Origin of the sequence: Vreelandella neptunia (assembly GCF_000712975.1) — a bacterium.
In the GTDB taxonomy this organism is placed as follows: Bacteria; Pseudomonadota; Gammaproteobacteria; order Pseudomonadales; family Halomonadaceae; genus Vreelandella; species Vreelandella qaidamensis.
The window spans coordinates 86,446-110,046 of record NZ_JHQL01000007.1; the positions used below are offsets into that span (position 1 = coordinate 86,446).

The 23,601-nt window shown below is 54.2% G+C and carries 20 protein-coding genes; 2 read left to right on the plus strand and 18 right to left on the minus strand.

What is annotated here, in order from left to right:
* Positions 1–123: 123 nt before the first annotated feature.
* Complete coding sequence (gene hemB / locus CR46_RS0117255) at positions 124–1,131, minus strand: porphobilinogen synthase (protein ID WP_030074786.1); 1,008 nt, start codon at positions 1,129–1,131, stop codon at positions 124–126.
* Positions 1,132–1,327: 196 nt separating this feature from the next.
* Here hemB and elbB point away from each other — a divergent pair, with 196 nt between their 5' ends.
* Positions 1,328–1,987 (plus strand): isoprenoid biosynthesis glyoxalase ElbB, encoded by a 660-nt coding sequence (gene elbB / locus CR46_RS0117260; RefSeq protein WP_030074788.1) that lies wholly within the window; start codon positions 1,328–1,330, stop codon positions 1,985–1,987.
* 124 nt (positions 1,988–2,111) lie between these two features.
* Here the strand turns inward: elbB and tatC are convergent, their stop codons facing one another.
* The 13 genes from tatC to CR46_RS0117325 form a co-directional block, all read right to left on the minus strand.
* Positions 2,112–2,894 (minus strand): twin-arginine translocase subunit TatC, encoded by a 783-nt coding sequence (tatC, locus tag CR46_RS0117265; RefSeq protein ID WP_030074790.1) that lies wholly within the window; start codon positions 2,892–2,894, stop codon positions 2,112–2,114.
* Positions 2,891–3,475, minus strand: a complete 585-nt coding sequence (gene tatB / locus CR46_RS0117270; protein ID WP_030074791.1) for a Sec-independent protein translocase protein TatB — start codon at positions 3,473–3,475, stop codon at positions 2,891–2,893. The genes tatC and tatB overlap by 4 nt, the downstream gene beginning before the upstream one ends.
* Positions 3,476–3,478: 3 nt before the next feature.
* A complete protein-coding gene (gene tatA / locus CR46_RS0117275; protein ID WP_030074794.1) occupies positions 3,479–3,763 on the minus strand; it encodes a Sec-independent protein translocase subunit TatA in 285 nt (94 codons plus the stop codon).
* 23 nt (positions 3,764–3,786) lie between these two features.
* Positions 3,787–4,143, minus strand: a complete 357-nt coding sequence (locus CR46_RS0117280) for a phosphoribosyl-ATP diphosphatase (RefSeq protein WP_030074795.1) — start codon at positions 4,141–4,143, stop codon at positions 3,787–3,789.
* 69 nt (positions 4,144–4,212) lie between these two features.
* A complete protein-coding gene (gene ubiB / locus CR46_RS0117285) occupies positions 4,213–5,835 on the minus strand; it encodes a ubiquinone biosynthesis regulatory protein kinase UbiB (RefSeq protein WP_030074797.1) in 1,623 nt (540 codons plus the stop codon).
* Positions 5,835–6,512 (minus strand): ubiquinone biosynthesis accessory factor UbiJ, encoded by a 678-nt coding sequence (locus tag CR46_RS0117290; RefSeq protein ID WP_030074799.1) that lies wholly within the window; start codon positions 6,510–6,512, stop codon positions 5,835–5,837. Before CR46_RS0117290 ends, ubiB begins: the two co-directional genes overlap by 1 nt.
* A 22-nt stretch (positions 6,513–6,534) precedes the next feature.
* On the minus strand, positions 6,535–7,290 hold the full coding sequence (gene ubiE, locus CR46_RS0117295; protein WP_030074801.1) for a bifunctional demethylmenaquinone methyltransferase/2-methoxy-6-polyprenyl-1,4-benzoquinol methylase UbiE: 756 nt from the start codon (positions 7,288–7,290) through the stop codon (positions 6,535–6,537).
* 121 nt (positions 7,291–7,411) lie between these two features.
* A complete protein-coding gene (locus tag CR46_RS0117300; RefSeq protein WP_030074804.1) occupies positions 7,412–7,813 on the minus strand; it encodes a gamma-butyrobetaine hydroxylase family protein in 402 nt (133 codons plus the stop codon).
* Positions 7,814–8,050: 237 nt separating this feature from the next.
* Positions 8,051–9,373 (minus strand): ATP-dependent protease ATPase subunit HslU, encoded by a 1,323-nt coding sequence (gene hslU / locus CR46_RS0117305; protein ID WP_030074806.1) that lies wholly within the window; start codon positions 9,371–9,373, stop codon positions 8,051–8,053.
* 11 nt (positions 9,374–9,384) lie between these two features.
* On the minus strand, positions 9,385–9,918 hold the full coding sequence (gene hslV, locus CR46_RS0117310; protein WP_030074808.1) for an ATP-dependent protease subunit HslV: 534 nt from the start codon (positions 9,916–9,918) through the stop codon (positions 9,385–9,387).
* Positions 9,919–10,185: 267 nt separating this feature from the next.
* The gene (locus CR46_RS0117315; protein ID WP_030074810.1) at positions 10,186–10,965 is read right to left on the minus strand and encodes an SPOR domain-containing protein; all 780 of its coding nucleotides are present in this window, start codon (positions 10,963–10,965) and stop codon (positions 10,186–10,188) included.
* A 3-nt stretch (positions 10,966–10,968) separates the two neighbouring features.
* Positions 10,969–12,654, minus strand: coding sequence for an arginine--tRNA ligase (gene argS / locus CR46_RS0117320; RefSeq protein WP_030074812.1), 1,686 nt, complete (start codon positions 12,652–12,654; stop codon positions 10,969–10,971).
* Between the two features lie 144 nt (positions 12,655–12,798).
* Complete coding sequence (locus tag CR46_RS0117325) at positions 12,799–15,183, minus strand: primosomal protein N' (RefSeq protein WP_030074814.1); 2,385 nt, start codon at positions 15,181–15,183, stop codon at positions 12,799–12,801.
* Positions 15,184–15,202: 19 nt separating this feature from the next.
* Here CR46_RS0117325 and rpmE point away from each other — a divergent pair, with 19 nt between their 5' ends.
* Positions 15,203–15,418, plus strand: a complete 216-nt coding sequence (gene rpmE, locus CR46_RS0117330; protein ID WP_009724828.1) for a 50S ribosomal protein L31 — start codon at positions 15,203–15,205, stop codon at positions 15,416–15,418.
* A gap of 345 nt (positions 15,419–15,763) precedes the next feature.
* Here rpmE and CR46_RS0117335 read toward each other — a convergent pair whose 3' ends face one another.
* The 4 genes from CR46_RS0117335 to CR46_RS0117350 form a co-directional block, all read right to left on the minus strand.
* Complete coding sequence (locus tag CR46_RS0117335; protein WP_030074817.1) at positions 15,764–18,610, minus strand: valine--tRNA ligase; 2,847 nt, start codon at positions 18,608–18,610, stop codon at positions 15,764–15,766.
* Positions 18,611–18,703: 93 nt separating this feature from the next.
* Entirely contained in the window at positions 18,704–20,020 is a 1,317-nt protein-coding gene (locus CR46_RS0117340; RefSeq protein ID WP_030074819.1) for an HlyD family type I secretion periplasmic adaptor subunit, read from the minus strand.
* The gene (locus CR46_RS0117345) at positions 20,017–22,155 is read right to left on the minus strand and encodes a type I secretion system permease/ATPase (protein WP_030074820.1); all 2,139 of its coding nucleotides are present in this window, start codon (positions 22,153–22,155) and stop codon (positions 20,017–20,019) included. The genes CR46_RS0117340 and CR46_RS0117345 overlap by 4 nt, the downstream gene beginning before the upstream one ends.
* Positions 22,142–23,596: a TolC family protein gene (locus CR46_RS0117350; protein ID WP_030074823.1), complete on the minus strand. Its 1,455-nt coding sequence runs from the start codon at positions 23,594–23,596 to the stop codon at positions 22,142–22,144. The genes CR46_RS0117345 and CR46_RS0117350 overlap by 14 nt, the downstream gene beginning before the upstream one ends.
* Between the last annotated feature and the right edge of the window lie 5 nt (positions 23,597–23,601).

Sequence of the window (23,601 nt, forward strand, 5' to 3'; positions counted from 1 at the left end):
CATCATAGCCTGATAGCTCTTGTTAATAACTATCGTTGATAACTATTGTTAATGGGAGTATGCCGGGAAAAGATGACAAATAGGTGTCACCTGTTTGTCATCTTTAAAGCGTAAGACGTTATTTTATCGTTGTAACAAGCGTGCAGCTTCTAACGCAAAATACGTCAAGATGCCGTCGGCTCCTGCTCGTTTGAAGCACATTAGTGATTCAAGAATCACTGGTTCAGCCTCAAGCCAGCCATTATCGAAAGCGGCGCGATGCATTGCGTATTCGCCGCTCACTTGGTAAGCGAACGTAGGTACCTGAAGTTCGCTTTTTACACGACGTACAATATCTAAGTAAGGCATGCCGGGTTTCACCATCACCATATCGGCACCCTCGGCGATATCCATAGCGACTTCATGCAGCGCTTCATCGCTATTGGCAGGATCCATTTGGTAAGTGCGTTTATCCGCTTTGCCAAGGTTGGCGGCAGAGCCCACGGCGTCGCGGAAGGGGCCATAATATTTAGAGGCATACTTGGCGCTATACGCCATAATGCGCACATTATGCAGGTGTTCCTGCTCTAGCACTTGGCGAATGGCACCGATACGACCGTCCATCATATCGGAAGGCGCTACTACATCGGCACCTGCTTCGGCATGAGAGAGCGCCTGTTTGAGCAGGGTGTCTACCGTACGATCGTTTTGCACATAGCCATGCTCATCAAGAATGCCGTCCTGGCCGTGGCTGGTATACGGATCAAGAGCCACATCGGTAATAATGCCAAGCTCAGGGAGCGCTTCTTTTAGCGCCCGCACGCTGCGCTGTACAAGGCCGCTGGAGTTATAAGCCTCTTCTGCCAACTCGCTTTTTTGCTCTGCACCGATAACAGGGAATAGAGCTAAAGCGGGAATGCCGAGCGCATAAGCTTCCCGTGCTTGCTCAATCAACAGATCGATGGAAAGACGCTCAACACCAGGCATAGAGGCAACCGCTTCACGCTGATTTTCGCCTTCGAGTACGAAAACCGGCAAAATCAAATCATTGGGCGTTAATGTTGACTCTTGCATTAAGCGACGGGAGAAATCGTCACGTCGCATACGGCGTAGTCGTGTAGCAGGGAAGTGGCGGGGGGCAGAGGTGTTCAACGGCGTTCTCCAAACAGTCACGAAGTGGATGCCCTAAAAGGCTTAATGTGAGTATATCAGTCTTGTACTACAGCGAAAGCGAGCTTGTGATAGCTGGCTTGTAGTGGCTTTATAGACTGACTAAAGTGAGCTGCTCGGCGACGCAAAGCGGCGACGATTTAACCGCGATAATAAGCGCTACAACAAGGAGATAAGTATGACAAAACAGGTAGCAATCGTATTAGCAGGCTGCGGCGTTTTTGATGGCTCTGAAATCTACGAAACAACGTTAACGCTGCTGCGCCTTGATCAGTTGGGGATTGGCTATCGTTGCTTTGCGCCGGATGTCGCTCAGCACCATGTGATTAACCATATAACTCAAGAGCCTGTAGATGGTGAACAGCGAAATGTGCTGCAGGAGTCAGCGCGCCTTGCTCGTGGTGATATTAGTCCAATTACTGAGCTAGACGCTAACGACTTTGATGCGGTTATTGTGCCTGGTGGGTTTGGTGTCGCTAAAAACCTGTCTGATTTTGCCGATCAGGGTGACAACATGCAGGTACTTGAGAGCGTAAAAGAAGCACTGATAGGTTTTAAAGAAGAGGCAAAGCCCATTGGTCTGATGTGTATTGCACCGGTTCTGGTGCCACGCCTTTTGGGCGAGGGTGTGGCCGTTACTGTTGGCCATGATCCGGGTGTCTCAGGTGCTATTAGTGCGATGGGTGGCCTGCATCGTAGCTGCGGCGTTGAAGAGATCGTGGTGGATCATGAGCACCGGGTAGTCACAACGCCTGCTTATATGCTTGCCACCCGTATCAGCGAGGCCGCCACAGGTATTTTTAAGTTGGTAGACCGTATGGATGAAATGATGGGCTAGTGCTCTCTAGGTAACCGAACTATGCGTATGAAGGGCAAAAAGCCTCTCGTATGAAGAGCAAAAAGCCTCTGTCATTTTTCAATGGCAGAGGCTTTTTTTGAGCAGTGTATCTTTAATAGTGCTTTTAGGTCTCTTGTTCCTCAGCGTCATCTGCCTTTGCCTTACGGCGTACCAATCTGCCAAACAGTAGGCCCACTTCATAAAGTAGATACATCGGTATGGCTAACAGACTTTGAGAAATAATATCGGGAGGGGTAAGCAGCATGCCCACCACGAAACAACCTAAAATAATGTAGGGGCGCTTTTTGGAAAGGCTTTCGACCGTGGTCGCGCCAGACAGTATCAGCAGAAACGTTGCGATGGGGATTTCAAAGGCAACGCCAAAGGCGAAAAACAGCTTCAGTACAAAGTTAAGGTACTGGTTAATGTCGGTCATTACGGCAACGTCTTCCGGCCCAGTCTGGGTGAAAAACTCAAATAACAGCGGAAAGACCACATAATAAGCAAAGGCCGCACCTGCGTAAAACAGCGCTATGCTTGAAACTAAAATAGGAATCGCCAGTGCTTTCTCGTTATCGTACAGCCCTGGTGCCACAAAGGCCCATGCCTGATGTAGCACAAAGGGAATAGCGATAAAGACGGCCACTACCAAGGTGAGCTTAAAGGGTGCCAAGAAAGGCGAGGCTACCTCGGTAGCGATCATCTGTGAGCCTTCCGGCAAAAGTGCCATTAAGGGCTCAGCCACAAAGCTATAGATATCATTGGCAAAGGCGTAAAGACCAAGGAACACGACTAATATGACTACGACTGCTTTCATTAGCCGCGTACGTAGTTCGATTAAGTGCTCAATAAGAGGCGCTTGGGCTTGTTCATTACGCGGTTCATGTGAATCGCCAGACATGCTCATTGGTGATTACTATCCTTTTTAATATCTGCCTTTTTACAATCTGTGTTTTTACTATCTGTCTTGTTAACATCCGCCTGGAAATTAGCCTGGCTAGACGCTTCGTTACTCGCATTGACCGCACGTAGCTCATCGGAAGTAGCTTGGTGGGGCGTTGAGGTGGCGGGTGATGAAGATGTCGATGTAGACGCGGCTGGCGCTTCTTCACGTACCGTCTGCAAAGCATCGTCTAGACGTGCGCTGGCGTTAGCAACCCGCTGTTCGGTATCATTTTGGCTGTCAGACGACGTAGAGTGTGAAGAAGGTTTTGCAGCAGAAGCGGACGGTTCGACAATGCCCTCAACATCCTGTTTGGCTTTCTTCAGGCTGTCATCGAGCTTTTTTTGCTGCTCGTTGAGTTTTTGACGTAACTCTTCTGCTTCCAGCTGGGCGCTAATTTCGCGCTGCATGCCGGATACCGTTCGCTTGATTTTACCGATCCACATGCCTGCTGTGCGAGCGGCTCTTGGCAGGCGTTCCGGGCCAAGCACCAGAAGCCCGACGATTCCAATCAGCATTAGTTCAAGAAAGCCGATATCCAGCATGGGTTATTTGCGCTCTTCGTTACGTTCTGTGGGTCGCCCTTCGGCTGCACGTTTCTCTTCTGCTTGAACATCGTAGGTGTTACCAGCCTCTTCGTGGCTTACCTTTGCCTGAGGTTGGTCGGCATCTTTTTTGTCAGCATCTTTCTCTTCTTCGTTGATTGCTTTTTTAAAGCCTTTGACTGCACCACCTAAGTCGGTGCCCACATTACGCAGTTTCTTGGTGCCGAAAATCAGGATGATAATGCCCAGAACAATCAGCAACTGCCAAATACTGATACCACCTAACATATGCATTTCCTCATTGGGACAGGTTAACGTTGTGTACGGGACGCTTTTTCATCATGGCCAGAAATACCAAACCGCCGTGCTAGCTCATCTAAAACGCATTGATGATCAAGATCAAGGTGCGACAGCATCACCAAGCTATGAAACCACAGGTCGGCGGTTTCAGCGATCAACGCTTGACGCTGTTGATCATTACCGTGTTCGGCATCTTTAGCAGCCAGCACCGTTTCGGTTGCTTCTTCGCCAACCTTTTCGAGTATCTTGTTCAAACCCTTGTGATGCAAGGAGGCAACATAAGAATCTTCTGCATCAGCATGGCGGCGCTGCTTTAAGACCTCGGCGAGTGCATCTAGCACATATGTGCTTTGGGTAGGATCAGTCATAAACATCCTTTTATCAATTGGCACAGCATTTTCGGCGCTATGATGTTTATCATTATCGCTAAGCCTTTGTTATTGCCACAATAACAACAGTAAGCCTACGCCCGCCGCCGCTAATACGGGCCACTCTTGAGTCGCTGCCCATCCGATAAGCGGCTGCCAAGCCAGGGCAATGGCAATCAAAATCAAGCCGAGGCGTAAACGGTAATGACGTTTTTGTTGGCGCGTCAATTGCTGTTGAACCGCGCTAATAGAGCTTACCTGTTGATGGCGCTGACGGTGCTCGTGTTCCATACGGCTCAGAGCCTGATGGGCTAATACCGGCAGTTCAGGCAACTGGTGAGAAAGCTCTGGTGCTTGGCGTTTAAGCGACTCCCACAAGCCACCAATACCTGCGCGCTCTTTCATCCACTTTTCAAGATAGGGCTTAGCAGTACTCCACAAGTCTAGGTCGGGGTAAAGTTGGCGGCCCAGCCCTTCGATGTTAAGCAGCGTTTTTTGCAATAAAACTAGCTGTGGCTGTACTTCCATATTGAATCGCCGTGCGGTTTGAAACAGCCCTAACAGCACCTGCCCAAACGAAATATCTTTAAGCGGCTTTTCAAGTATTGGCTCGCACACAGTACGGATTGCGGCTGCAAACTCGTTGGCACGAGTGTTTTCACCGACCCAGCCAGACTCGATATGCAGCGCGGCTACTTCGTAATAATCCTGATGGAAGAACGCCAGCAAGTTACGCGCCAGGTAGTCCTGATCTTCGCGGGTAAGGCTGCCCACAATACCGCAATCAATCGCAATGTACTGTGGGTCTTCAGGGTCATCGCAGTTAACAAAGATGTTACCGGGGTGCATGTCGGCATGGAAAAAGTTGTCGCGGAAGACCTGAGTGAAGAAGATTTCAACGCCGCGTTCAGCTAGCTTTTTGAGGTTGGTGCCTCGGGCAATAAGCGTGTCTAGGTCGGCCACAGGCACGCCGCGAATGCGTTCTTGTACCATGACGTGGCGACGAGTGTAAGGCCAGTAAATCGTTGGTACGAACAGTAGTGGTGACTCTTTGAAATTACGCTTGAGCTGCGATGTATTGGCCGCTTCTTTATAGAGATCAAGTTCGTCAAACAAAGTGGCTTCGTAATCGCGGATGACCTCAACCGGGCGTAGGCGTTTGGCGTCCGGTACTTTACCCAGCAGCTTGGCAATTTGATACATCAGCGCCATATCCTGTCGCATAATGCGGTCAATGCCTGGGCGAATAATTTTGACGACCACGTCTTCACCGCTATGTAACGTGGCTGCATGCACCTGGGCAATCGATGCAGAGGCGAGGGGGGTGCGATCAAAGGCGGCAAATGCCTCGGCGAGTGACATTTCAAGTTCCTTTTCAACCCGTGCGGCGGCTAACTCGCCGGGGAAGGGCGGCACTTGATCTTGCAGGCGTTTTAATTCATCGGCGATGTCTTCAGGCAATAGGTCTCGACGGGTCGAGAGCATTTGGCCAAATTTAATAAAAATCGGCCCAAGCGCTTCTAAAGCTAGGCGCAATCGCTCGCCGCGACTACGCTGCCCCACCGGAAAAAGCTTAAAAGGTGAAAAGTTCATTAAGATACGCATCCAGAGCGGAAGCCGTTCAGCGGGGATCAGCGTATCTAAACGATGGCGAGCCACTATCCAAGAAATCTTCAATAACCGCAGGCTCATCAGTGCGGCTCCTCAGAGTGTAACTGCTTATTTAGTGACGGGTCGGCCGTCAACTGCGTCAAGCGCTTATGCAGACGGTTAAGTCTTGCTTCAAGACGGTCGGTCGCGATCTCAAGCTCCGTTAAATGGTCACGCAGCACATCGCGCTGCTGACGACCAGGGAGCAAACGCGCTTCTTCAAAGACATACTCAGAAACGTCTTGCAGCAGTTCGTCTTTTGCTCTTAGCCCCCAACGAGCGGCGCGGCGGATGCCTTCGGCCAGTGAATGGGCGGGCATATCGCCTAGCCAGCGCGCTAGCTCGCTTTCCCAGTCAATATCCAAGTCAAATAGCAGGTCTCGGGTGGCTTCCAGTAGATGGATGCGACCGCGTACGGAAAGCTTGCCATCAAACATCAGTCGCTCGACAGAAGCACCGCTGAGCCATTCAGAGAGTGTTTCTGGGGTAAGCTCAACGATGGCATCAACATCGGTTTCGTCTAGATCATCACCGCGTAGCAGATCAATGCCAGCGTGATGATAGTGGAGCACCAACTGGAGATGAGGCTTTTCTAGCCTGACCAATAGTCGACTACCCGCTAACGCCGCAAGTCGCCCAGGCGCAGCTGGGTCGCGGGCAAGCAGGGCATTCAACGTGCGTTCACATCCGGCCAGCAATAGGGTCGGGGTGACTAGCATGCTGACCTCTTAGTCATTGACGTCATAATTTAATGCCACGATGAAGGGCAACAATACCGCCGGTCAGGTTGGTGTACTCCACCCGGTCCAGGCCGGCACTCTCCATCATGGCCTTCAAGGTTTCCTGATCGGGGTGCATGCGAATCGACTCGGCAAGATAGCGGTAGCTCTCACCATCGCCAGCCACTAGCTCGCCCATTTTGGGTAGCAAGCGGAATGAGTACTCATCGTAAGCTTTCGATAGTAACGCATTGTTGGGCTTGGAAAATTCAAGTACCAGTAAGCGCCCGCCCGGTTTTAGTACCCGTGTCATTGAGCGCAGAGCAGCATCTTTATCGGTGACGTTACGCAGGCCGAAAGCAATGGTGATGCAATCAAAACTATTATCGGGAAATGGCAGGCATTCCGCGTTGGCTTGCACATACTCAACGTTGCCCCCAACGCCATTGTCCATCAGCTTGTCGCGGCCTACTCTGAGCATGGAGGCATTAATATCGGCCAACACGACTTTGCCCCGAGGGCCGACGAGGCGGGAGAACTTGAGCGTTAAATCGCCGGTGCCGCCAGCAATATCGAGGACATGGTGGCCAGGGCGAACGCCTGCGCGCTCAATAGCAAGGCGTTTCCAAACACGGTGAATACCCATCGACATCAAGTCGTTCATGATGTCGTAGCGGGCAGCTACCGAATGAAACACATCAGCGACGCGAGAGGCTTTTTCGTCAACTGACACTTCTTGATAGCCAAAATGGGTGGTGCGTTTTTCTGTGGGGCTCATGGGGCTTTAGCTCCCGAGTTCGAGGCGGTAATAATCGACCAAAAGGTCGTCGCAATAAATGGTTAGCGACATTGTAGCCTTCTCACCCCTGATTTGTCTGCGCTTCACCTGAGTCGCAGGGTCACAGCTGTTTGAATTGAATACTGGCGGGCTCGCGGGAAGCCCCTGCCTCTTCTAAACGTTGCAGGTAGTTTTGCCAGTAGTCTGATTGGTGCTGGGCTAAATCGTACAGATAGTTCCAGCTATACAGGCCGCTATCATGGCCATCGTCAAAATGCAGCTTCAGCGCATAATTACCGGCTTGGGTAATGTTTTGCAGGCCGACATCTTTTTTACCTACCTGCAATACGGCGGTGTCGCCACCATGGCCACGTACTTCCGCTGATGGTGAGTAAACTCGCAAAAACTCAACCGGCAGCCGAAAGCTTTCGCCGTTTGCGTAGCCAAGCTCTAGCTCGCGAGCCTGTTTATGGTAGTGAACCCGCGTTGGGGTGGGGGCATTCGTAGAAATAGGAGCGTTCATTGATGACGTCACCTTTTACGATATTGAGCTAAAACGGGTTGACCGACTATTTACGCTTTAGCGAATGCGTGAAGGCAAGCGCCACGGCTAACGTTTGATCGACAGGACGTCGATCAAGCACGAGCAACAGGGGTGTTGTTCTCGTGCGCAACGTTAGCCGCAGCGTAGCCTGAACAGCAGCATTTGCGTGTGTAAAAAGCGGGCAAGCTGCTGCGGACTATACCGATATAAGCGCGTTTACAAAATATAGCGCGATAGGTCTTCGTCTACTGCTAGCTCACCCAGTTGGGCATTGACGTAATCGGCATCAATGACCAGCGGGCTATCCATATCGCCACCTTTAAACGAGGCCTCTTCTAGCAACCGTTCCAGCACGGTGTGTAGACGGCGAGCACCAATATTCTCAGTGCCTTCGTTCACCTGCCAGGAAATTTCGGCAATGCGCTCGATACCGTCAGGGGTGAACTCAATATCTAGTCCTTCAGTGGCCAGCAGCGCTTGATACTGTTTTGTAAGTGACGCTGATGGCTCAGTGAGGATGCGCTTGAAGTCGCCAGGTGTCAGCGCGTCTAGCTCTACACGGATCGGCAAGCGTCCCTGTAGTTCAGGAATAAGGTCCGAGGGACGCGACAGGTGGAAGGCACCGGAAGCGATAAATAGAATATGGTCTGTTTTGACCATGCCGTATTTGGTCGAGACGGTAGAACCTTCGATCAGCGGCAGCAGGTCACGCTGCACGCCTTCACGAGAGACTTCACCGCCACTGGACTGACCGCTACCCTTGGCAACTTTATCGATCTCATCCAAGAACACAATGCCGTGCTGCTCGACGGCTTCGACAGCACGAGCTTTGATCTCTTCTTCATTGACCAGTTTGCTAGCTTCTTCGTCGCGTAGTAACACCAGCGCTTCTTTAACGGTCACGCGGCGCTGCTCACGCTTTTGTTGACCCATGTTAGAGAACAGACTCTGTAGTTGGCTGGTCATCTCTTCCATGCCAGGCGGCGTCATTATGTCGATGCCTTGCCCATGTGAAGAGACTTCAATGTCGATCTCTTTATCATCCAGCTGGCCTTCTCGCAGCTTCTTACGGAAGGTTTGACGCGTACCACTATCTTCCCGAGGCTTATCTTCCTGGCCACGGGGCGGCGGCAGTAATGCATCTAGAACGCGGTCTTCAGCGGCATCCTCAGCGCGATGGCCAACTTCTTCCTTAGCGTGCTCGCGAACCATTTTGATCGCAGCTTCCATCAAATCGCGAATAATCGACTCAACATCGCGGCCCACATAACCCACTTCAGTAAATTTAGTGGCTTCGACCTTGATGAAGGGTGCTCTGGCCAGTTTGGCAAGGCGACGAGCAATTTCCGTTTTACCAACGCCAGTAGGGCCAATCATCAGAATATTTTTTGGCGTCACTTCCGGGCGTAGCTCATCGTTTAACTGCATGCGGCGCCAACGGTTGCGCAGGGCAATAGCGACGGCGCGTTTGGCATCCTGCTGGCCAATAATGTATTGATCCAGGGCATGGACGATTTCGCGGGGGGTCATCTGGGTCATAAAAAGGGGCCTCAACGGTCGTTGATGTTCAGCTCTTCGAGCGTCACGTGGTGATTGGTAAACACGCAGATGTCGCCGGCGATTTCGAGTGACTTTTCAGTAATTTCACGCGCAGAAAGCTCAGTGTTTTCCAGCAACGCACGGGCGCTTGCCTGGGCAAAGTTGCCGCCAGAGCCAATCGCAATAATGCCGCGCTCAGGCTCAACCACATCACCGTTACCGGTAATAATCAGTGAGGCGCTGTGGTCAGCTACGGCCAGTAGTGCTTCCAGGCGGCGTAACGCTCGGTCGGTACGCCAGTCTTTTGCCAACTCAACGGCGGCTTTGGTTAAGTGCCCTTGGTATTTTTCGAGCTGCGCTTCAAATCGCTCAAATAGCGTGAAGGCGTCGGCGGTGCCGCCAGCAAAGCCTGCTAGCACCTTGCCACGGTAAAGACGACGTACTTTGCTGGCATTTCCTTTCATTACGGTGTTGCCCAGCGATACTTGGCCGTCGCCTGCCAGAACAACGTGGTTACCACGGCGTACGGATACAATAGTGGTCATGGAGATAACTCCTTGGGGGAGGCATAAGCTCCCGATGACTGATCGGTCACGTCACGCGACCGCAAAAAAGGCGATTCACAACAAAATGCGGGCGGCTGATAAAAAATCAACCGCCCGCTAAGTAAAGCCTTCAGATAAAGTGTTTTTTAAACGGTGTTTATGAAAATAAAAGCCCGCCTAGCCGTTGTTTAGAGTTGCCTGTCGTTATTTGTTTAGCGTTACAGGTAGCTAACGCAGCTCTGTGGATAGGCTAGTTCTTTGGATAGGCTAGTTCTGTAATTGGATCAGTAGAGGCTCAATACCTTGTGTACTCATCAAATCCTGGGCGCGATTTAACTCACGGGTGTCTTCATAAGGGCCTACTTGAACGCGGTGCCAGGTATCGCCGTTGGCCTTCACTTCGCTAACCTGGGCAAGCAGACTTAAATTGCGTAGACGACTGCGCAGCTGCTCGGCATCGCTTAATTCCCGAAATGAGGCAGCCTGCAGCATATAGCGGTTAGGTGTGCTAGAGGGGCTAGCCGTTGCTTGCTGAGCCGCAGCCACTTGCTCTTCAGGGCGCATGTTAGCGGCAATAACCTGTGCGATAGGATCATCGTTTTGACGCGCACTGGCGTTGCTAGTCGTTGTTTCGCTGGTTGCCGTGTCGTCATTACTTGAGGCCGTTTGAGCCTGCTGTGCTGCCGCTTCAGGACGGTTTACAGTTGATGGTAGCGACACACCTGGAGCAATAACCTCCGTATCTGGCAGCAGCGTGTAAAACTCAAACGTGGGCATAGCCGGTTCGGTAACGCTCTCTGTTTGGCGCGCTGCACTACGTTCATCGCTACCGGCAGGCTTGGGTAACACCGTTGCTTGGGGTGTGTCTTCCTGCGCTTGCCAGGGGGCCGTGCCATGTTGATGCTGTGCCAGAAAAAAGCCTGCTGCTACGCCTGCTATCCCCCAAAGCCAGCCGGGAATTTTGAAACCGCCACCCCCTGAGCGTTTGCTGGCTTTACGCTGAGTGGTTGCACCTCGGCGGGTAGGCTTTTCTTTAGGGCTCGCCATCGCTTACATCTCCTCTGGGGCGCTAACCCCCATAAGGTCCAGCCCATTGCGTAGCACCTGCTTGGTTGCTAAACCAAGGGCTAAGCGTGTGTTGCGCAGAGTGTCATCTTCGACCATGACCTTAACGGCGTTGTAGCAGGTGTGGAAATCCCCTGAAAGATCCAATAAGTACTGAGCAACCTGCTGCGGTTCGCGATTTTTGGCAGCATTCTCAACCACTTCTGGGTAGCGTGCCAAGCGGTTAAGCACGGCCTTTTCCTGGTCGCTATCAAGCAACGCAAGATTAGCTAGAGCAACACCGTGGTTGAAGGGCTGGCCTGCATCTTCGGCTTTACGCAGCATGCTAGATACCCGTGCATGGGCGTATTGGATGTAGTAAACCGGGTTATCGTTCGATTGCGAGCGAGCCAGGTCAATATCAAACGTGAGCTGTGAATCCGCTCGGCGGGCCGCAAGGAAGAAGCGGGTAGCATCACGGCCAACTTCATCAATCAGGTCGCGCACGGTGACATAGCTGCCAGCACGTTTGGACAGTTTTACCTCTACGCCTGAGCGGGTCACCATGACCATTTGGTGGAGGACATAGTCGGGCCAGCCTTTTGGAATGCCAACTTCCAGTGCCTGCAAGCCTGCACGAACACGAGTAACCGTGGAGTGGTGGTCAGCTCCCTGCTCATTAATCACGGTTTTAAAGCCGCGCTGCCACTTATTCAGGTGGTAGGCCACATCCGGCAAGAAATAGGTATAGCCTCCTTCCCGTTTACGCATTACTCGGTCTTTGTCATCGCCAAAGGCAGTCGTGCGCAGCCACATAGCGCCATCTTCTTCGTAGGTATGGCCATTAGCAACGAGCTTTTCGACGGTCGCTTCGACTTTGCCATCTTGATACAACGATGACTCAAGGAAGTAGACATCAAATTCAACGCCAAATGCTTTCAGGTCTAAGTCTTGTTCACGGCGCAGCCAAGCCACAGCAAAGGCTTGAATGGCATCAAGGTCATTAGCATCTGCTTTCGCAGTGACTTCACGATCATCGGCTGTCACCATTTTGCCAGCCATATAGTCATTAGCCACATCAACAATGTACTCACCACGATAGCCGTCTGCTGGCCAGCTTGGGTCATCGGGCCCAAGGCCCTTAGCGCGAGCCTGGACAGACAGCGCTAGGTTTTTGATCTGAGCGCCGGCATCGTTGTAATAAAATTCGCGAGTCACATCGTAGCCCGTGGCTTCCAATAGGCGGCAAATACAGTCGCCTATTGCTGCGCCTCGACCATGGCCAACGTGCAGTGGCCCTGTCGGGTTGGCAGAAACAAACTCCACCTGAACCTTCTCACCTTTGCCAATCAGGCTGCGTCCAAAGGCATCGCCGCTATCGAGCACTTGAGCAACAATTTGCGCGGCTGCATCAGTAGCGGCAAAAAAATTAATAAAACCAGGGCCTGCAATCTCGGTTTTTTGAATGGCATCGCTGGCGGGTAGGGCGGCAACCAATAGGTCGGCAAGCTCGCGAGGTTTCTTTGCTGCAGGCTTTGCCAGCATAAGGGCTAGGTTGGTGGCGTAGTCGCCGTGGGCTTTATCTTTGGTCGGATCAACTTTAATCGTCGGCTGTAGATCGTCGGGCAGCACGCCTTGGTGCTTAAGCGCGTCAACTGCGCCTTCTAGCAAAGTAATAATGGTGTCTTTCATTTAAATATCCGGATGTCGTCGGTGGCGGCGTGTGCGTGCGCTCATATCAAGTAGCGGCAAAGTGGTCATTATCGGCAATTGGCGCGCAGTTTCAAAGCCGTATTCCGTTACAGGGTGAGCCGGTTGCCTCTAATACGCCTATCTTTACGCAAGAGTTTGCGGGTCAATATCGATAGACCAACGTACTTTGCGAGCGTCTCGGTTTGCCTCTAACCACTGTACCAGCCAGTTAGCTGCCGTGTGACGCTGGCTACGTTTATCCGCTGCCAGCATGATGTGTATATGATAACGGTTTTGGCGGCGCTCCATGGGGGCAGGAACAGGGCCTAAACAGCGAACCGCTAGATTTACCATTGTTAACCATTCCCGTAGAGCCAGAGCAGCTTGCTGAGCCAAAGAGATAGCAGCTTCTTCGTTAGGGCTTTCAAAGCGTAGCAGGGCCATAAAGCAAAAAGGCGGCAGTTTTGCGATACGGCGCTCTTCTAATAAGCTGCGTGCGAGTGCGCCATAACCATGCTCAGCAAGCTGGCCCAGGTGCGGGTCATCGGGGTGTAGGGTTTGTACCAAAACCCGTCCTGGATGAGCTGCGCGCCCAGCGCGTCCGGCGACTTGTTCGAGCAACTGCGCGCTGTGTTCCATGGCGCGAAAGTCAGCAGCATAGAGGCCGCCATCGGCATTGACCACCACCACCAGCGTGACATGGGGCAGGTGGTGGCCTTTAGCGAGCATTTGGGTGCCAACAAGCAAGCAAGGCTCGCCCCGCTGAATCTCCTTGAGTATCTGCTCAAAACTCTCTTTTTTACGTGTACTGTCGCGGTCAATACGGTGCACAGTAACGTTTGGGAACAAGCCTTGAAGCGTTTCTTCGGTGCGTTCGGTGCCGCTGCCCAGAGCGCGCAGGTCACCGCTGCCACACTCGGGGCAAGCGTCTGGCAGCGCGCGCCGACTATCACAATGGTGGCAGGCTAGTAGTGGCGGCTGCCGGTGCAGCGTCATGCGTGAATCGCATTGCCCGCACTCGGCTATCCAGCCACAGCTATGGCAGGCAAGCGTTGGTGCAAACCCCCGCCGGTTGATAAACACCAGTGCCTGCTTGCCTGCCTTTAAGGTGTTTTTGATGGCGGTGATAGCGCCAGGCAGAAGCCCGCCTTGGCGCCGCTGGTGGCGTAGGTCAATCAATTCAAGCCTGGCAGGCGGGTGACGGCTAGGGCGCTGGGTAAGCCGCAGATGACGATACGTTCCTGAAAGCGCCTGCTGCAAGCTTTCGAAGGAGGGCGTGGCACTGCCTAATAGCAGGGGAATATTGTGGTAGTGAGCCCTGGCAACGGCTAAATCTCGAGCGTTGTAGCGAAGCCCATCGTGCTGTTTATAAGAACCATCATGCTCTTCGTCAACGATAATGGCGCCTGGGTTTTTGAGCGGAGTAAAAATAGCTGAGCGGGTGCCAATAATGACGAGTGCGCGGCCATTGGCAGCGGCTTCCCATACATCCAGTCGCTCCAAGTCGGTAAGCCCCGAGTGCAGCGCCATGACCGGTACCCTAAAGCGGCTCTTGAAACGCGCTAGGGTTTGCGGCGTGAGGCCTATTTCAGGCACCAGTACCAGTGACTGTTTGCCCTTAGCGGCGAGGGCTTCAATTAGCTGAAGGTAAATTTCAGTTTTACCGCTTCCAGTCACGCCTTCAAGTAAGCAAGGATGGTAGTTTTCGAGTTTTTCATGCAATACAGCAAGTGCCGAGGCTTGTTCTCTATTCAGCGGAAGCGATGGCGAGGCCAGCAAGTTGCCGCCAGCGGGCGGTGTTGCGGCTAATGTGGTTTCTTGGGGTTGGGCGAAGCCCTTTTTCTGCAAAGCTAGAAGTTGCTCCCGGGTAAAACCATGGGCAGTGACTGCCCGGCCAGCCAGCCCGTGTGGGTGCTGGCACAGCAGGGCATACAGCTCGGCTTGCTTGGGTGCTCGCTGAAGCGATAGTTCATCACCCCGTGACAGCGGGAGCCACAGCGTCTGCATTCTTCCCCCCATGGGATGGCCCTGGCGCAACCGGGCGGGCATGGCTAGCTGCATCGTGTCGCCTAAACTGTGCTGGTAATAGCGGGCGGCAAAATGGCATAGCCACTGCCAGTCGTTGGGCAGTGGGGCGTCGTCTAGCACCTCGCTGATAGCACGTAGCTTTGTGCGAGGCAATTCACTGCCGTTGGCAAGCTCTGCCACCACGCCGACTACTTCTCTGCGGCCAAAGGGTACGCGCACTCTAAGACCCACCACCCAGCCGCACGCGGGAGGCTGGCGTGTTGGCAAATAGTCAAATAATCGTCGCAGCGGCGATGGCAGTGCGACCTTTAATACTTGAAAAGGTGATGACGTCGCGTCTTGAGGGCGTGCCTGGGTAGAAACAGAGTCGGACAATTGGCCTCCGGCGTTTAGTTTGCTAGAATGCGCGGCCGCTCTGAATCTATAGGATGGAGCGGTTAACCGGTTAGCAGTTTTTTCAAACCCGTATGCGGTGCCTGGCAACGGATCAGGTGGCGGCATACAGCTCATGAGGCTCAAGATGAAACAAGGTATCCACCCGAATTACAACACGGTCACCGCTAGCTGTTCTTGCGGTGCAAGCTTCCAGGTTGGTTCTACCTCTGGTCAGGACTTCTCTCTGGACGTGTGCTCCAACTGCCACCCGTTCTACACTGGTAAGCAGAAGCAAGCGACCACTGGTGGCCGTGTAGAACGCTTTAACAAGCGTTTTGGCGCTGCTGTTAAGCGCGGCTAATCCTAACGGATTTGCGCTATTGCATACACACAATGTGTTTTGCAAAAAATCACGCCATGGCGTAATGCCGATCAGTTAAGAAAATTAATATGATCGGCTGACCGATTTTTTCGGAGCCTTCAAAACCCATAGTCAGGTTTACTGACTACGGGTTTTTTTATGTTCTTAAGCCAGGCACTGGAAGCTCTTCAGGATTTCACCTCGGATGACTTCAGTAAAAAGGAGACCGGGTCGGTATCCGATACGGTCTCCTTCTAAGCCCACTTATCGCAAGCTTAACTGACAAGCATTCCACCTCGAGGTGTCGCCTTTAATCTAGCTAATCAACCTAGCTAATCGTTCACTCTACAGCGCCGCGATCTTCAATTGTTGCTCTTCCAGCAGCTTTTTGGCAGCTTGGAATTCAGCGAGTTTGCCACGCTCTTTTTCAACCACGGCTTCTGGGGCTTTGGCGATAAAACCTTCGTTGCCGAGCTTCTTCTCAATGCCGCCGATCAACTTGTCCTGCTTGTCAATTTCTTTAGCCAGGCGTTTGAGTTCGGCGTCTTTGTCGATGAGATCCGCCATGGGCACCAGCACTTCCATATCGCCCACTAGCTGCGTTGCGCAGAGCGGTGCGTCGTCTGGGTTGGGCAGCCAGGTGGCGCTTTCCAGCTTGGCCAGCTTGGCGAGGAAGTGGCGGTTGCTTTCCAAGCGCTGGGCGTCTTCCGGCTTGCCTTTGGTGAGCAGTACGTCCAGCGGTTTGCCAGGGGCAATGTTCATCTCGGCGCGGATGTTACGCACTGCGATAATCACGCCTTTTAACCATTCGATATCCCGAGTGGCCTGTTCGTCGATTTTGCTTTCGTCGGCTTCCGGCCAGGCTTGGAGCATGATCGACGCGCCATCACCGACGAAGGTACCGGCCAGCGGTGCAACGCGCTGCCAGATCTCTTCTGAGATATAGGGCATCATCGGGTGAGCGAGGCGCAGAATAGTTTCCAGTACGCGCACGAGCGTACGGCGGGTACCGCGTTTGGCTTCTGCACTGGCGTTTTCGTCCCATAAAACAGGTTTGGAAAGCTCCAGGTACCAGTCGCAGTACTCGTTCCAGACAAACTCATACAGCGCTTGGGAGGCGTGGTCGAAGCGGTACTCGTCCATCGCTTTAGTGACCTGGGTTTCAGTTTGCTGCAGCTGGGAAATAATCCAGCGGTCGGCCAGTGAAAGCTCAACGTCGCCACCCTCTGTTCCACAGTCTTCACCTTCGGCATTCATTAGCACGTAGCGTGAAGCGTTCCACAGCTTGTTGCAGAAGTTGCGGTAGCCATCCAGGCGGTTCATATCAAACTTAATATCGCGCCCGGTGGTTGCCTGGGAAAGGAACGTAAAGCGCAGGGCATCGGTGCCGTGGGCTTCAATGCCGTCTTTAAATTCGTCCTTGGTTGCTTTGGCGATGGCCTTGGCCTGTTTCGGCTGCATCATATTGCCGGTGCGCTTTTCCAGCAGCGCATCTAGCGTGATGCCGTCAATCAGGTCGATTGGGTCCAGTACATTGCCCTTGGATTTGGACATTTTCTGACCCTGACCGTCGCGTACCAAACCGTGCACATAAACGGTTTTGAACGGGACTTCGCCAGTGAACTTGAGGGTCATCATGATCATCCGGGCGACCCAGAAGAAGATAATGTCAAAACCGGTCACCAGCACGCTGGAGGGGTGGAAGGTTTCCAGTTCTGGGGTTTTTTCTGGCCAGCCTAGGGTGCCAAACGTCCACAGGCCCGAACTGAACCAGGTGTCGAGGACGTCTTCGTCTTGGGTCAGGGTGACGTCTGCCGAAAGGCCGTGCTTCTCGCGGGCTTCCTCTTCGCTACGGGCAACGTAGACATTGCCTTCCGCGTCGTACCAGGCAGGAATGCGGTGGCCCCACCACAGCTGGCGGGAGATACACCAGTCTTGCAGGTCGCGCATCCAAGCGAAGTACATGTTTTCGTAGTTCTTCGGTACGAACTGGATGTCGCCGTTTTCTACCGCTTCAATGGCGGGCTTGGCCAACGTTTCTACCGCAACAAACCATTGATCAGTAAGCAGCGGTTCGATCACATCGCCGGAACGGTCGCCATAGGGCAGGGTGTTGTTGACGGCTTCTACCTGTTCCAAAAGGCCCAGAGCGTCCATATCGGCAACAATTTGCTTACGCGCTTCAAAACGGTCCAACCCTGCGTATTTGGCGGGCAGGGTGGCGTCTTCGTCGGGCTGGGGAGTGCCTTTTAGGTCGAAGATTTCAGCGCGCTCAAGGATGGTGGCATCCTTGGTGAACACATTGATCAGCAGGTGGTTCTGGCGCTTGCCGACTTCGTAGTCATTGAAGTCGTGGGCCGGGGTGATCTTTACGCAGCCGGAGCCTTTTTCCATATCGGCGTGCTCGTCGGCAACGATAGGAATGCGGCGGCCGACCAGCGGCAATTCGATAAATTTGCCGACCAGCGAAGCATAGCGAGCATCATCGGGGTTAACCGCGACACCCGTATCGCCTAGCAAGGTTTCAGGGCGAGTGGTTGCCACGACCAGGTAATCGTTACCATCGGCGGTTTTGACGCCATCGGCCAGCGGGTAGCGGAAGTGCCAGAAGCTGCCCTGCTGCTCTTTGTTTTCCACTTCCAGGTCGGAAATCGCGGTGTGTAGGGTAGGGTCCCAGTTAACCAGGCGTTTGCCACGGTAGATCAACTTTTCTTCGTGCAAGCGCACGAACACTTCTTGCACGGCTTTATAGAAGCCGTCATCCATCGTGAAGCGCTCGCGGGACCAATCAACGCTGGCGCCCATGCGGCGCAGCTGGCGGGTGATGTGGCCGCCGGACTCCTCTTTCCACTCCCATACCTTGTCGATAAACGCATCGCGGCCCAGGTCGTGGCGGGTTTTGCCTTCTTCCGCGGCAATTTTACGCTCAACCAGCATTTGCGTGGCGATTCCGGCGTGGTCGGTGCCTACCTGCCACAGGGTGTTGTTGCCCTGCATCCGCTTCCAACGCGTCAGGGTATCCATAATGGTGTCCTGGAACGCGTGGCCCATGTGCAGGCTGCCGGTCACGTTAGGCGGTGGAATCATGATCGAAAACGGCTTACCGCGGCCTGTTGGGGCGAAGCGGTTGTCGGCTTCCCAGCGTTCGTACCAGCGGGTTTCGATCTGTTCGGGTTGGTAGGTCTTTTCCATGGGGAGTCGGCTCACGGCTTGCAAAAAAAATGGTGGCAAGTATACCGCGAACGACCCCCTGGCGTCAGGGGCGTTGATGAAACCGCACAGCGGTTAATCGCGTAGGGCGCGGTCGCGTACTTTCACCACGGGTTCCATGAGGTAGTCCAGTACGCTGCGCTTACCGTTGAGAATATCGATTTCCGCCACCATGCCAGGAATAATGGTCAGCGGTTCATTGTCAGCGTCGAAGAGATAGCCGTCGGTGCGCACCTCAACGGGGTACATCAACTCACCGCTTTCTGGCATTTGAACGGCGTCGGCGGCAATAGTGACCAGCTCGCCATCCAGGCCGCCGTAACGGGCAAAGTCGTAGGCCGTTAGTTTTACCTTCACCGGCTGGCCGGGGTAGAGGAAGGCGATATCCGAGGGGCGAATATGCGCTTCTACGACCAAGGCGTCATCGGCTGGGACGACCTCCACGAGCGGCTCACCAGAGCCTGCTACGCCACCTACGGTGCTAATATGCACTTGATTCACGACCCCTGCGACTGGCGAGCGGATGGTGGTGCGTGCCACCTGATCCGCTCGGCCGGGAAGCGTCTTTTGTAGCTCTGCGGCCTGTGAGGTCGCTTCGGCCAGTTGGGCGAGCGCATCGGCTTCAAAAGCATTGCGAGCGGCTGCTTTGCGGTCTTCAATTTCAGCGATGGAAGATTCTGCGCGGGCAACAGCACTTTGTTGGCGGGCTACCTCGCCGCGCAGTTCGTTGAGCGATTGACGTACTCGCAGCAGCGAGGTCTCTGGCTCAATGCCGCGCTGAGCCAGTGGCTGAATGATGGCCAGCTCTCGTTCGGCCAGCTGCACGCCGGAACGGGCGGTGCTTAACGCGGCTTCGAGCTCCGCTTTTTCCTGACGGCGCTGATAGCCCTGCTGTTCTAATACTTGAAGTTCGGCGCTTAGCTCCAACTGCCGCCCATGAAACAGGCGGGTTTCGCTCGCAGCCACACTAGGTGCGCTTTGGCTGAGTGCATCATCGAGTGCCAGCGGCGTTTGGTTGATTTCGGCTTCCAGGCGTTGCAAGCGTAGTTGCAGGGAACGTAGGCGCTGTAGGCTCTCTTCGTAGTCGCCTTCCAGCGTGCCGCCACTAAGCACCATCAGCGTGTCGCCTTGTTCGACCGTATCCCCACGGCGTACGTTAATCTCGGTTACCACGCCGCCTTCCAGGCTTTCTACTACTTGCAGGCTGCGCGAGGGCACGACTTTGCCTTGCCCTCGGGTCACTTCGTCCACCTCCGTGAGATAAGCCCACAAGAAGCCAATCAGTAAAAAGCCAATAATGGTGAGCAGGAGTAGGCTGCTAGCAATTGGCCGCTTGGTGCGGCCATGGCGTACAAAGTGTTCAAAATCAAGCTGGGACGTCGGGCGGCTCACAATGCTGTTCCTTCACGCGTGCGGTGGGGCGCTGCTTCAACGGGGCGCATCACCTGGGCCTTGGGGCCATCGGCAATAATCTGGCCTTGATCAACAATAATCACCCGATCAACCAGCGCTAACAGACTGGTGCGGTGCGTCACGACCACCAGGGTTTGCGACTGGCTAGCGGCTTTTAGCCGTGAGATCACCTCTTTTTCGGTTTGAATATCCATTGCACTGGTTGGCTCATCCATCAGCAACATCGGTGGGGCTCCCAGCAGCGCGCGGGCAAGGCAGATGAGTTGCCGCTGGCCACCGGAAAGCCCTTCGCCGCGCTCACCAATGGGCATGTCGTAGCCCTGGGGGTGGCGGGCGATAAAGTCGTGGGCACCGGCCAGTTTGGCGGCCTGGAGAATTTGTTCATCGGTAGGGTGGTGGGCACCAATCGCAATATTCTGGCGAACAGTGCCAGAAAACAGCCACGCTTCCTGCAACACGCTACCAATGTTGTGACGTAAATCCGCAGGGTCAATTTGGCGAATATCGGTGTCGTCTACTAGTACCGCGCCTTTTTCGGGCGGGTAAATGCCGAGCAGTAGCCGCGCCAGGGTACTTTTACCGGAACCCACGCGGCCCAGTAGCGCAACCTTTTCTCCAGGCTCGATCGTCAGATTGATATTGGCCAATGCTGCAGTGGTTTGCTCTGGGTAGCGGAAGCTCACATCTTGCAGGCTGATTTTGCCTTCCAGAGAAGGGCGGCTTAAGTAGTGACGGCCAGCGGGGCGCTCGGAAGGCATATTCATTAGTTGGTCAAGCGCGCGGTAAGAGGTGCGGGCTTGGTTAATGCGGGTCATGGTTTGAGCCAGCTGCGCCAGCGGCGCGAGTGCACGGCCGGTGAGAATCACACAGGCAATCATTGCACCCATGGAAATCACCCCGTCACCGACTAAAAACACCCCATACACCACAATGCTCACCTGAGCGGCTTGCTGGGCGAACGCGGTGGCATTCAGGGCAAACTGTTGAATTGCCCGGCCTTTACGGCCCACGTTAGATTGCTGCTGAACGCTCTCTTCCCAGCGTTGGCGAATCATTGGCGCAGCGCCACTGGCTTTAATGGTTTCCAGCCCTGCTACCGCTTCAATCAGAACGCCCTGCTTGGAACGGCTCTCTTCAAAGGCTTGGCCGGACAGGCGTTTAAGAAAGGGCTGCACCGCCAGGCCAATCAGCAGTACCAACGGCACGGCAATCAGCGGCACCATAAAAAGCGGCCCCCCAATCAGATAAATCACGCCGATAAACAGGAAGATAAACGGCAAATCGACGAGGGCTACCAGCGATGCTGAGGCGAAGAAATCGCGCAGCGACTCAAATTCCCGCAGGGTGTTGGCAAACCCACCGGTAGAGCCCCGCTTGGCACTCATTTGTAGGTTGAGCACATGGTCAAAAATGCGCCTGCCCATGCGCAGGTCAGCTTCTTGTCCCGCCCGTTCAATAAACAGTTGGCGCAACGTTTTTACCGCAAAATCAAACAGCAATGCGATACTCACACCCACGGTTAGCGCGACGAGCGATTCAATGGCCTCGTTGGGCAATACGCGGTCGTAAACCACCATAATAAACAGTGAGGTGGCTAGCCCAAGGAAGTTGGTTAGCGCAGCGGCAATCACCACTTGGGTGTACACCCAACGATTAGACGAGAGGGCGCTCCAAAACCAGTGGCCGCCTTGTATGGCTGGCTCGCTATTCAGGGCTACCGGCCGGTAGCGGGCGCGCACTGCAATCAGGTGGCCAATGTACTCTGCTTGCAGGGCACTTAACGCGGTTTCGACCGGCTGTTTGCCTAATGCCGGGTCAAACAGTGCAAAACGCTTATCATCAATGCGCTCAATGATGACCACGGCGCGCCCGTTTTTTAGCAGCGCGACCGCTGGCAGCAGCGAGTTCCCCAGCGTTGCCAGGGCATGTTCGCCCAGCGCAGCGACCATGCCGTGACGCTCGGCAGCATCAATAAAGCCGTCGGGAGTGAGCGGGGTGTGTGCGCCTACCCGTTGGGCGCGCACAGCCGCTTCTGAGACCGGTAGTTCAAGCCGAGCCGCCACAAAGGTCAGGCATTGCTCAAGGGCGTCTGCGGGCGGATTAGCGGTGTTCAAGGTGAATCTCCATCACATCGAGTAGCTGCCCGGTTACCGCAAGTTGCTGAAAGCTAGCTTGCTCCCAGCGCACACGGCGATTGATTAGCTCTAGCGCGGTTTGGAATAGATCCCGCTGGGCGTCCAGCAAATCGTTAATACTGCTTCTCCCTACGGCGAACTGATCGCGGTAGGCCAGTAGCGCTTCTTCTTCAGCGGCAAGCGTGGCGGTTTGCGCTTCAAGCTCCGCTAGGCGGGTGCGCGTGTCGGTATAGGCAGAGCGCACTTCCCGCTCCAGCTCGCGATGCAAGGCTTGGCGTTCAAATTGGCTCTGCTGCTGACGTTCAACCGCCTGGGCAATGCGCGACGAGGTCGCGCCGCCGCTGTAGGGTGTGTAATCAAGGTTAAACAACAGCGCCACGTCATTATCCGATTCGTTGAACTCATTCACATCGAACTGGCGACCTTCCACGGCTACGCTCAGGCTAGGCAAGCGGGCGTTACGAGTAGCTTGCGCTTCGGCTTCGCTGGCCTCACTGGTAAGGGTTTGGCTACGCAGCGAGGCGTTACGGGCAAGGGCGTTATCCAGCAGTTGGTCGGCGCTGGTCTCGCTTAGCAACGCTCCGCCTTGAGGCAAGGCCAGTACGTCGGGCGGGGTAAAGAACGCTTCTTGATAGACGTTAATCGCCCGGGCTAACTCACCCTCTAAGGAGATTAGCCGTGAGTTGGCGTCGCTTAAGCGGCTCTGGGCACGCAGTACATCGGCTCGCGAACCGGCGCCTGCCTCGCGGCGAAGTTGAACGTCTTCAAAAATGCGCTGATGCTGCTGCAGATTGTGCTCAGCTAGCTGGCGCTGAGCGGTAACACGGGCAACATCCAGGTAGGCATTCAGGGCGTAGAGAACTTCTTCTTCGACACTTGCCTGGGACTGCCAGTACGCCGCTTCAGCGCTAAGGTCGGCCGCGCGTATGCGCTCACCGCTGGCTCCAAAATCTACCAACAGCTGGCTGAGCGTAACGACCGCGTCAACGCGTGAGCCGCGGTCAGGCAGAGATTCAGTGCGCTGCAAGTCGTTACGGTACTCAAGCCCAGCGTTCACCTGAGGGCGACGCACGGCGCGCACTTCATCAATTTGTAGCACCGACTCACGCTCACGAGAGCGCTGGGCCAGAATGCGAGGCTGTTGCTCTAAGGCGTGCTGGATTTTTTGGCGTAGCGCCTCTAGCGCAGGAGAGGCTTCCATTGGTTGACTTGCTTGCCAGCGAAAGCGCGTTAGCAGTTGCGTCAGTTCCGGTGAAAATGCCGGGCCCTCCAGCGATGAAGCGGGTAAAGGCGTAGCCTCGGGAATCGGTTCATCAAACGCCGTTTGAGCCGCCAACAGTGGGTTTACCAGCAAAAGCGCAGCGGCCACGCTGCTCAGTAATAGCCGTTTGCGTGTCCGCGTATCAACATTAAAAGACATTCACG